We start from the raw sequence: 9,928 nt of genomic DNA, 5'->3' as shown, positions 1-9,928 counted from the left end.
AGAAGGTCGCCGGTGGCTGGACCAACTTCGACGCCGCGGTCTCCACGCCCGAGCTCATGGGCCAGGTCGGTCGCCTCGGTAAGGTGCTGGGTCCCCGTGGCCTCATGCCCAACCCGAAGACCGGCACAGTGACCCCCAACCCGGCCAAGGCCGTGGAGGAGATCAAGGGCGGAAAGATCGAGTTCCGTGTCGACAAGCACGCCAACGTGCACTTCGTCATCGGCAAGGCGTCGTTCTCGGCCGAGCAGCTCGACGAGAACTTCAAGGCCGCGCTCGAAGAGATCGTGCGTCTGAAGCCGTCGAGCTCCAAGGGCCGCTACATCCAGAAGGGTGCCATGTCGACCACGTTCGGCCCCGGCATCCCGCTGGACGTCAACGTCTTCTGAGCCGACCCGCTCACACACAGGGACCTCGCCTCCGCGCGGGGTCCCTGCGTCGTTTCCGGGCGGTCTGCCGGGCGAGGGCGCTCACGAGAGGGTGCTCGCCTGTCGCGAATGGTCGCTGCAGGCGCCGGGAAAGCGTGGTCCGCGTCAGGTGAGGGGTGGGCGGGAGGAGCGGGAGCGCGAACGGGAGTGGCGTGGACAGTGGAACGTGAGGCTGGTCAAGCGGTGGGCAGGACGTCGAACCCGGCGCCGCCGCCGGCCTCGCGCTCGGTCACCGCTGCGGCATCGACGCGAGAGCCCGGCGGGCCGTCGGCCATCCACGCGAGCACGGCGTCGACCTGGTCCGCGGTGCCCTCGATCTCGGCCTCGACCGAGCCGTCTCGGCGGTTGCGGACCCAGCCCGATGCGCCGGCATCCGTCGCCACCATCCGCAGGGTGTACCGGTAGCCGACGCCCTGCACCTCGCCGCGGACGATCACGTGCACACGCCTCATGGCACCATCGTGCCGCGCGCGGCGTCGGCGCGCGACCTGGGTCAGTGCGGCAGCACGAGACTGACCGCGAGCACCGCCATCACGACGGCGATGACGGCGTCGAGCACGCGCCACGCGCGGGGAGTCGCCAGCCACCGCCCGAGGAATCGTGCACCGTAGGCGAGCGAGAAGAACCATACGACGCTCGCCGCCATCGCGCCGAAGGCGAACACCCAGCGCAGGTCGCCGTGGGTGGTGGCGACGCCGCCGAGCAGGAAGACCGTGTCGAGGTAGACGTGCGGGTTCAGCCAGGTGAGTGCGAGGCAGGTCAGCAGCACCGGCGCGAGTCGAGTCCGCGCCACGGTCGCGCCGGGTGGGGCGGATGCCGTCTCGCCGCGGGCCGGCTGCGCCTGCGCCGTGCCGGCGGTGAGCGCCGCGCCGCTGGGTCGCCACGCGCGCCGAGCGGCCAGCACGGCATAGCCGAGCAGGAATGCCGCGCCCGCCCACCGCACGACGTCCACGAGCCACGGCATGGCCTCGAGCGCGATGCCGAGTCCCGCCACTCCGGCCGCGACCAGCGCGGCATCCGACAGCGCGCACACGATCGCGACAGCCGCGACGTGCTCGCGGCGCACCCCCTGGCGCAGCACGAAGAGGTTCTGCGCGCCGATCGCGACGATGAGCGAGAGACCGAGCGCGAAGCCGGCGACGAGGGAGGGGAGCACATGTCGACGTTACGTCGCCCGGGCGGATCAGTACAGCTCATGATTCTTCAGTCTCGTTAGCATGACTTATGCCTCGAATCCCCGTGGACCTGGCCGAGACCCTGACGGTCGTCATCGACGAGGGCACGCTGGATGCCGCGGCGCGGCGCCTGCACGTGACGCCCTCGGCGGTCAGCCAGCGCATCAAGACGCTGGAGCAGCACGTGGGCCGAGTGCTGCTGGTGCGGTCGAAGCCCGTGCGCGCCACGGATGCCGGCCGGGCGGTGGTGCGGCTGGCGCGGCAGTTCGCGCTGCTCGAGCATGATGCGGTGCGTGAGCTCGGCGGCGAGCAGGCGGCGGTGACCTCGGTGCCGCTGGCCGTCAACGCGGATTCGCTGGCGACGTGGTTCCTGCCGCCGCTGGCGCGGCTGTCGCGCCGGCACCCGGTCGTGTTCGATCTGCACCGCGACGACCAGGACTTCACCGCGGGGCTCCTGGAGAGCGGCACGGTGATGGCGGCCGTGACCTCGCAGGGCGCGCCGGTCGCCGGGTGCGCCGTGACCGCGCTCGGCACGCTGCGCTACGAGCCGGTGGCCACGCCCGGCTTCGTGGCGCGGTGGTTCCCCGACGGAGCCGACGTCGGTGCCCTCGCCGCGGCGCCGCTCGTGGACTTCGACCGTCGCGACGACATCCAGCGCGCGTGGCTCGGCCGTCGCGGCGTCGACCCGGGGGCGCCGCCGCGGCACTATGTGCCGGCATCCCACGACTTCGCCTCCGCCGTCGCGCTGGGGCTCGGCTGGGCGATGCTGCCCCGTTTGCAGTCGCAGCGCGCCCTGGATGCCGGAGAGCTCGTGCTGCTGGGCGACGACGCGGTCGACGTGCCGCTGTACTGGCAGCAGTGGAATCTGCGGTCCCCGCTGCTGGATGCGATCGCCGACGAGCTCGTCGGCGAAGCGCGGCGGGCGCTCGTGTCGGAGTGAGCGGGCCCCGCCGCCCGGTCAGTCGTCGCTGACGCGCAGCACCGACTTGCCGCGGGTGTGGCCACGCTCCAGCTCGGTGTGCGCCGCGGCGGCCTCATCCAGGTCGAACACGCGATCGAGGAAGACCCGGATCGACCCGGACTCCAGCAGCCGCGAGAGCGTCGCCAGCACCCCGCCGTCGGGGATCACCTTGTACGACGTCGCGCGCACGCCCGCCGCGGCGGCCGCCTCGGCGTAGCCCGGCCAGCCGCCCGTCGGCACCAGGATGTACAGGCCGCCGGGGCGCAGCACCGAGAGGGAGCGGCTGCCGGTGTCGTCGTGCACATTGCCGACAAGGTCGATGACGACGTCGACGTCGCCGGCGACGTCCTCGAACCGCGTGGTCGCGTAGTCGATGACCACCGACGCCCCCAGCTCGCGCAGCCACGGCAGGTTGCGCTCGGAGCCGGTGGCGGTGACATGGGCACCGAAGTAGGCGGCCAGCTGCACGGCGAAGTGGCCGACGCCGCCGCTGCCGGCGTGGATCAGGATGCGCTGCCCCTCATGCGCGTGCGCGGTCTCGACCACGAGGCCCCAGGCGGTGAGGGCGGCCAGGGGCACGCCGGCCGCTTCGGCATGGGACAGGGATGCCGGCTTGCGCGCGACCGACAGCGTGGGCACGACCGCGTACTCCGCGTACGTGCCGCCCGAGCGGGGGAACGGCACCATGCCGTAGACCTCGGTGCCCGGCGGGAGCGGGTGCGACTCGTACGGGGACTTCACCACGACGCCACTGAAGTCGAAGCCCAGGGTGCTCGGATACGACGTGATGCCCGCGGTCGCCCCGGCGCCGCCGCGGGTCTTCGCATCGATCGGGTTCACGCCGGCGGCGACGACGCGCACCAGCACCTCGCTGAGGACGGGGCTCGGCACCGGCACGTCGTCGACCCGCAGGACCTCCGCCCCGCCGGGGTGGTCGAAGACGACGGCGCGCATCGTGGGTGGGGGATCGGAGACGACGACGGCCCCGGCGTCGGGGACGGTGGTCGATCTCAGCGGCCGGAATCGCATCGGTCGCTCCTTCCGCGCCCCGCGGGTAGGCGGCGGCGCTGCTCGGTTCGGCCCGGGATGGGGTGTCGTCCCAGTCAACCCGCAATTTGTCTCGCCCGTGTTACGCGGGTGCAACGACTCGCCCCCGCGGCATCCGCCCCCCGGCATCCTCGCGGTTGGGGTGGGTGGGTGGGCGGTCAGGCGCGGGCGGCCAGGGCGTCGACGTTGGCGGGAGACAGCACGTGCTGAGTCACCATGATCGCCGCCCCCCGCACACCGGCGGTCTCGCCCGCCTGCGACTGCACTATTCCGAGGTGCTGCGTCGCCAGCGGGATGGACCGGCGGTACACCACCTCGCGCACCCCGGCCAGCAGGTGCTCGCCGGCGTGGGCGATGCTTCCCCCGATCACGATGATCGATGGATTCAGCATGTTCACCACGGTCGCGAGCACCTCGCCGACCTCGCGCCCCGCCTGGCGGGTCGCCGCGATCGCCGCCGGGTCGCCCAGGCGCACCAGGGCCACGACGTCCGCGCTCGTGCGCGCGTCGATGCCCTGGGTGCGCAGCTCCGCGGCGATCGCGGTGCCGCTCGCGATGGCCTCGAGGTCGCGTTCGTCGCCCGGCGGCCGGGGGGAGTCACGGCTGTACGGCACCTGCACGTGGCCCATGTCGCCCGCCGAGCCCTGGGCGCCGCGCTGGAGCCGGCCGCCCGAGATGATCCCCGCGCCGATGCCGGTGGACACCTTCACGAAGACGAGGTCGTTCACCCCCGGCCAGCTGACGGCCTGCTCGCCGAGGGCCAGGATGTTCACGTCGTTGTCGACGAGCACGGGGACGGCAAAGGTGCGCTGCACGTAGCCCGGCACGTCGAACCGGTCCCAACCGGGCATGATGGGCGGGTTGGTGGGGCGGCCGGTGGAGTGCTCCACCGGGCCCGGCACGCCGATGCCTACTCCGACGAGGCGCGCGGGCGCGGCGTCGATCTCGTCGAGGAGTGTGTGGGCGTCGGCGAGGGCGCTGTCGAGGACCGCCTCGGGGCCCTCTGCGATGTCCTGCGGGCGCGTGCGCGAGGCGAGGATGTGCCCCGCGAGGTCCGCGACCGCGACGGTGACGTGGGTGGCACCGAGGTCGACGGCGAGGGTCAGCCCGGCGAGCGGGTTGAAGGCGATGCGGGCGGGCGGCCGTCCGCCGGTCGAGACCGCCTCTCCCGCCGGCCGCACGAGCCCCGCCGCCAGCAGCGCGTCGACGCGGGATGAGACCGTCGACCGCGCCAGCCCGGTGAGTGTGGCCAGCTCCGCCTTCGTGCGCGCGCGCCCGTCCCGCAGGATCTGGAAGATCTCGCCGGCCTCGGGGTTTCCCATTCCCGTGCCCCGTGCGACGTCGACCATGCGGACAGTAAAGCACACGACTTGTGCGCGTCTTTGCGACGGCATTCGCATCTGTGCACGAGAACTTTTGACGGGGTACTAGCAAAAGCTGTCGTCCGCGTGTCAGAATCACCGGCATGACCACGGACGTTCTCGACACCGGTGTCGACACGATCCGCACGGGGTTGCTCGGCGGCGGTTTCATGGCCCGCGTGCACGCCGCAGCGGCGCGGGCGGCCGGATCGCCGCTGATCGCCCTGGCGTCCTCCACGCCCGCCCGCGCTGCTGAGGCGGCCCGTCGGCTCGGCGCGGAGCGCAGCGAGGCGGACGCGGGGGCGTTGGTGGCGGCATCCGACATCGACATCGTGCACGTCTGCACGCCGAACGCCACGCACGCGGCGTACGCGCTGGCCGCACTCACCGCCGGGCGGCACGTGGTGTGCGAGAAGCCGCTCGCCACGAGCGCCGCCGACGCGCGCCGCCTGGTCGAGGCCGCAGCGGATGCCGGTGTCGTCGCGGCCGTCCCGTTCGTCTACCGCTACCACCCCATGGTGCGCGAAGCGCGCGCCAGAGTGGCGCGGGGAGAGGTGGGCACCCTGCTGAGCGTGCAGGGGGCCTACCTGCAGGACTGGCTGCTCGCGGCATCCGACGACGACTGGCGGGCCGACACCGCGGCGGGCGGGCCGTCACGGGCGTTCGCCGACATCGGCTCGCACCTGTGCGACCTGCTCGAGTTCGTCGCGGGAGAGCCGATCGTGCGTCTCACCGCCGTCACCCGCCGCGTCTTCGACCGGCGGGGCGGTCACGCGGTCGGCAACGAGGACATCGCCGCGCTGACGGTCGAGCTCCGCTCGGGCGCAGTCGGCAGCCTGCTGGTGTCGCAGATGGCACCCGGGCGCAAGAACGGGCTCGTCCTGGAGCTGCACGGCAGCTCGGAGAGCCTCCGATTCGCGCAGGAGCAGCCGGAGGAGCTGTGGGTCGGGGGGCGCCGCGGCTCCCAGCTGCTCCTGCGCGATCCTGCCACGGCCGACCCGTCATCGGCCCGCCTGCAGCGGATGCCGGCGGGGCACCCGATGGGATACCAGGACGCCTTCGACGGCTTCGTCGCCGACGTGCACGCCGCCGTCCGGGGCGAAGCGCCCGACGGCCTTCCGACGTTCGCCGACGGGCTGCGGGCGGCGGTGCTCGCCGAGGCGGTGCTGGCGTCGGCCGCGCGGCGCGAATGGATCGAGGTGGCGCCGTGACCGACACCGCGCTGGCAGACGCCCCGGTCCCCGCCGGGCCGGGAGACGTCGTGCTGCGCGCACACGGCATCGGCAAGAGCTTCTTCGGCGTGCCCGTGCTGCAGGACGTGGCGATCGAACTGCGTCGCGGCGAGGTGCACGGCCTGGTCGGCGAGAACGGTGCCGGCAAGTCCACCCTCATGAAGATCCTCGCCGGCGTGCATCAGCCCGACGCCGGAACCGTGGAGTACGAAGGGGAGCGCGTTTCGTTCAGCCACCCCCGCCAGGCGATGGATGCCGGACTCGTCACCGTGTTCCAGGAGTTCACCCTGCTGCCCGAGCGGTCGGTCGCCCAGAACGTCTTCCTCGGGCGGGAGCCGCGGCGCGGCGGCCTCGTCGACAAGCGCGGCATGGTGGCGCGCACCCGCGCACTGCTGGACGACCTGGGCGTCTCGTTCATCGACCCCGCCGGCCGCGTCGGCTCGCTCACGGTCGCCGAGCAGCAGATCGTGGAGATCGTCAAGGCGCTGTCGTTCGACGCGCGGGTGATCTCCATGGACGAGCCCACCGCCGCCCTCAGTGATCACGAGGTGGAGCTGCTGTACGCGATCGTGCGCAAGCTGACCGCGCGGGGCGTCGCCGTGCTCTACGTCTCGCATCGGCTGAAGGAGATCTTCGACCTCTGCGACCGCATCACCGTGCTGAAGGACGGGATGCTGGTGTCGACCGACCGTGCGGCGGACCTGACGACCGGCGAGCTGGTGCGTCGCATGGTCGGCCGGCCGATCCAGTCGTACTTCCCCGGGCCGGTGGCCGGCACCGTGCGCGGCGACGCCCGCGTGGAGCTGGAGGCGTGCGGCAACGAGTTCGTCGACGGGGTGACCCTGGTCGCGCACGCCGGCGAGATCGTCGGCATTGCGGGGCTGCAGGGGTCGGGACGCACCGAACTGGTCGAGGGGATCTTCGGCGTGCACGGGTTCACCCGCGGCACCATGCGTCTGGACGGGCGCCCCGTGCGACTGCACACAGCGCGCGCCGCCGTCCGGGCGGGGCTGGCGCTGATCACCGAGGACCGCAAGGCTCAGGGGCTCGCACTCAGCCAGTCCGTACGGGACAACACCCTGCTGGTCGTCCGCAGCGTCTTCGCAGGGCGCACCCGCGCGGCGCGCCGCGAGGCACCCGGCATCCTCAGCTCGCTCGAAGTGACCGCCGGCCGGCTCGACCAGGAGGTGCGTTACCTCTCCGGCGGCAACCAGCAGAAGGTGGTGCTGGCGAAGTGGCTCGTGACCGGTCCGCACGTGGTGCTGTTCGACGAACCCACCCGAGGCATCGACGTCGGCGCGAAGATCGCCGTCTATCAGCTCATGCGGCAGCTGGCCGCAGACGGCAAAGCGGTGCTCATGGTCTCGAGCGAACTGCCCGAGGTCATCGGAATGAGCGACCGCATCCTCGTCATGCGCGACGGCGAGCTGGTCGCCGAGCTGCCCGCCGGCGCAGGCGAGCACGAGGTGTTGGCCGCCGCGACGGGATCCGTGGCCGTCACGGAGCCGCATCGTGGCACGGGGGAGGCGGGGCGATGAAGCGCCTGCGGATCGACGCCAGCCTCATCGTGCTCGGCATCCTCATCCTCGTCATCGCAGTGGGCGCGATCCTCGTCGCCACCACCGGGCGCAGCTTCTTCAGCCCGGGCAACATCCGCGACATCCTCACCGGCATGAGCGTGCTCGGGCTGGTCGCCATCGGGCAGACGCTGGTGATCCTGGGGTCATCGCTGGACCTGTCCGTGACGTACGTGATGAGTCTGGCCAGTCTCATCGCGGCGACGACCATGGCGGGGAACGCGGGCAACGTGCCCTGGGCGGTGACCCTGACGCTGCTGGTCTGCGCCGGCATCGGCCTGGCCAACGGTCTCATCGTGACCGTGCTGAAGGTGAACGGCTTCATCGCGACGCTGGGCGTGGGGCTCATCCTGCAGGGTGTGCTCAACACCGGGTACCAGGGGAGCGCCGGGTCGGTGCCGTGGTCTTTCCAGCTGGTCGGCGCGACGGGCATCGGCCCCATCCCGGTCTCGACGGTGATCATGCTCGCCCTCGCAGCCGCCGTGTGGTTCCTGCTCGATCGCACCCGCACCGGTGCGCACCTGTACGCCGTCGGCGGCGACCCCGACGTCTCACGGCTGTCGGGTCTGCGCACGCAGCCGCCGCTCATCGTCGCCCACGTGCTCTGCTCGGTGTTCGCCGGTCTCGCCGGGCTGCTGCTGGCGAGCAGGCTGGGGGTGGGAAGTCCCACGGTCGGACAGCAGGGCGGCTACGCGCTGCTGTCGATCGCGGCGGTGGTGCTGGGCGGCACCCTGCTCATGGGCGGCCGCGGCTCGGTGTGGGGAACCATCGGCGGCGTGGCGATCTTCGCCGTCGTCGACAACGTGATGAGCGTGATGCAGGTGAACCCGTTCCTCAAGGACGTCGTCCGCGGTGTCGTGATCGTCGCGGCGGTCGCCGTCTACAGCCGTCGCGCCATCGTGCGCCGGCGGGCACGGTTCGGCCCCGGCGGCACGCGGACGGGTGGCGATGCCAGGGCGGCGGCGGCCGCGCCGGCGATGGTGGCGGCATCGGCCGACCTGCTCGCGGACGCCGACCACGTGGGCAGCCGGCCGGCGGCGGCGACCGGAGGAGGTGACGGCAGATGAACGCGGTGCGCACGCTGCTGAGCCCGCGGGGTGCGGTGTTCCTGCTGCTGGTCGTTCTTCTCGTGGCGGTGACGGTGCTCAACCCCGGCTTCGCCGAGCCCGGACAGTTCATGCGGTACATCCAGCGCGTGGCGCCCATCGCGATCGTCGCCATCGGGCAGTACTTCGTCATCATCGCCGGCGAGTTCGACCTGTCGCAGGGGTCGCTCATCACCGCGCAGGTGATCATCGCGGGCAACCTTGTTGGCCAGGATGACTCGCGGACCGTGCCGGTGCTGGCGCTCATGGCCGTCTTCGGGGTCGCCGTGGGGCTCGTCAACGGGCTGCTCACGACCCTGCTGAAAGTGCCGTCGTTCATCGTGACCCTCGGCATGATGCTTGCGCTGCTGGGAGCGGTCATGTGGTGGACCGGAGGAGCGGCCACAGGCAACCCGGCCGACAGCTTCCGGCAGATCGGGCGCGGCGGCATCCGCGACATCCCGCTCATCGAGTTCCTGCCGTGGGCGGTGCCGATCCTCGGGGCCTGGCTGGCTTTCGCGGTCTGGCTCACCCGCCGCCCACTGGGCAAGATGCTCATCGCGATCGGCGACAACCCGCGTGCCGTTCGCTACTCCGGCGCGCGGGACTGGTGGATCGTCACGCGCGCGTTCGTGCTCTCGTCGCTGTCGGCCACCCTCACCGCCGTGCTGCTGGTCGGCTACGCCGGTGTGCACCCCGCGGTCGGTCGCGGCTACGAGTTCATCGCCATCACCGCCGTCGTGCTCGGCGGCGTCGTGCTCGGCGGGGGCCGCGGCTGGATCGTCTCCGCGGTGGCCGGGGCGTTCGTGCTCGAGGCACTGTTCCTGCTGATGAACTTCGCCGAGATCCCCACGTCGCTGCGCGATTCCGTGCAGGGCGTCATCATCATCGCCGCCGTGGCGTACTCGGGTGTCGCGTTCCGCGCCCGCCGCCGCGCGACACCACCGGCCACCCCCGCACCCGGGGCGGACTCCGAGACGCCTCCGGGCCGGTCGGATGCCACGCCCGGACCATCCGTCCTGGCCGCCGACGGCGGCACGGCAACCAGAGGAGAATAAGCAATGC

Annotated in this window: 9 protein-coding genes and 1 pseudogene; 6 read left to right on the top strand and 4 right to left on the bottom strand. The window is 72.2% G+C overall.

Annotation, left to right across the window (positions count from 1 at the left end; genetic code table 11):
- A pseudogene (locus NQ160_RS05900) lies at positions 1-386 on the top strand (50S ribosomal protein L1); the annotation flags it as partial.
- Between the two features lie 215 nt (positions 387-601).
- Here the strand turns inward: NQ160_RS05900 and NQ160_RS05895 are convergent.
- A complete protein-coding gene (locus NQ160_RS05895) occupies positions 602-877 on the bottom strand; it encodes an acylphosphatase (protein ID WP_257514302.1) in 276 nt (91 codons plus the stop codon).
- A gap of 41 nt (positions 878-918) precedes the next feature.
- Entirely contained in the window at positions 919-1,581 is a 663-nt protein-coding gene (locus NQ160_RS05890) for a LysE/ArgO family amino acid transporter (protein WP_257514301.1), read from the bottom strand.
- A 68-nt stretch (positions 1,582-1,649) separates the two neighbouring features.
- Between NQ160_RS05890 and NQ160_RS05885 the strand changes: the two genes are divergently transcribed.
- Positions 1,650-2,540: a LysR family transcriptional regulator ArgP gene (locus NQ160_RS05885; protein WP_257514300.1), complete on the top strand. Its 891-nt coding sequence runs from the start codon at positions 1,650-1,652 to the stop codon at positions 2,538-2,540.
- 18 nt (positions 2,541-2,558) lie between these two features.
- On the opposite strand, the gene NQ160_RS05880 is transcribed toward NQ160_RS05885, so the two are convergent.
- Positions 2,559-3,590, bottom strand: a complete 1,032-nt coding sequence (locus NQ160_RS05880; protein WP_257514298.1) for an NADP-dependent oxidoreductase — start codon at positions 3,588-3,590, stop codon at positions 2,559-2,561.
- Positions 3,591-3,766: 176 nt separating this feature from the next.
- The gene (locus NQ160_RS05875; RefSeq protein WP_257514297.1) at positions 3,767-4,957 is read right to left on the bottom strand and encodes an ROK family transcriptional regulator; all 1,191 of its coding nucleotides are present in this window, start codon (positions 4,955-4,957) and stop codon (positions 3,767-3,769) included.
- A gap of 116 nt (positions 4,958-5,073) precedes the next feature.
- On the opposite strand from NQ160_RS05875, the gene NQ160_RS05870 reads away from it, so the two are divergent.
- From NQ160_RS05870 to NQ160_RS05855, 4 genes are read left to right on the top strand one after another with little or no spacing between them, the layout of a single operon-like run.
- Complete coding sequence (locus NQ160_RS05870; RefSeq protein WP_257514296.1) at positions 5,074-6,180, top strand: Gfo/Idh/MocA family protein; 1,107 nt, start codon at positions 5,074-5,076, stop codon at positions 6,178-6,180.
- On the top strand, positions 6,177-7,739 hold the full coding sequence (locus NQ160_RS05865; RefSeq protein ID WP_257514295.1) for a sugar ABC transporter ATP-binding protein: 1,563 nt from the start codon (positions 6,177-6,179) through the stop codon (positions 7,737-7,739). The genes NQ160_RS05870 and NQ160_RS05865 overlap by 4 nt, the downstream gene beginning before the upstream one ends.
- Positions 7,736-8,845: an ABC transporter permease gene (locus tag NQ160_RS05860; protein WP_257514294.1), complete on the top strand. Its 1,110-nt coding sequence runs from the start codon at positions 7,736-7,738 to the stop codon at positions 8,843-8,845. Before NQ160_RS05865 ends, NQ160_RS05860 begins: the two co-directional genes overlap by 4 nt.
- Positions 8,842-9,921 (top strand): ABC transporter permease, encoded by a 1,080-nt coding sequence (locus tag NQ160_RS05855; protein ID WP_257514293.1) that lies wholly within the window; start codon positions 8,842-8,844, stop codon positions 9,919-9,921. Before NQ160_RS05860 ends, NQ160_RS05855 begins: the two co-directional genes overlap by 4 nt.
- Positions 9,922-9,928 lie beyond the last annotated feature (7 nt).

The organism is Microbacterium sp. zg.Y909 (assembly GCF_024626565.1).
The sequence above is the reverse complement of the archived record's forward strand: the minus strand, read 5'-3'. Positions and strand labels throughout refer to the sequence as shown.

Bases quoted from the DNA above. Each gene is read 5' to 3' on its own strand.
- NQ160_RS05895 (WP_257514302.1), bottom strand. From the start codon at position 877: ATGAGGCGTGTGCACGTGATCGTCCGCGGCGAGGTGCAGGGCGTCGGC.
- NQ160_RS05885 (WP_257514300.1), top strand. From the start codon at position 1,650: ATGCCTCGAATCCCCGTGGACCTGGCCGAGACCCTGACGGTCGTCATC.
- NQ160_RS05880 (WP_257514298.1), bottom strand. From the start codon at position 3,590: ATGCGATTCCGGCCGCTGAGATCGACCACCGTCCCCGACGCCGGGGCC.
- NQ160_RS05875 (WP_257514297.1), bottom strand. From the start codon at position 4,957: ATGGTCGACGTCGCACGGGGCACGGGAATGGGAAACCCCGAGGCCGGC.
- NQ160_RS05870 (WP_257514296.1), top strand. From the start codon at position 5,074: ATGACCACGGACGTTCTCGACACCGGTGTCGACACGATCCGCACGGGG.
- NQ160_RS05860 (WP_257514294.1), top strand. From the start codon at position 7,736: ATGAAGCGCCTGCGGATCGACGCCAGCCTCATCGTGCTCGGCATCCTC.
- NQ160_RS05855 (WP_257514293.1), top strand. From the start codon at position 8,842: ATGAACGCGGTGCGCACGCTGCTGAGCCCGCGGGGTGCGGTGTTCCTG.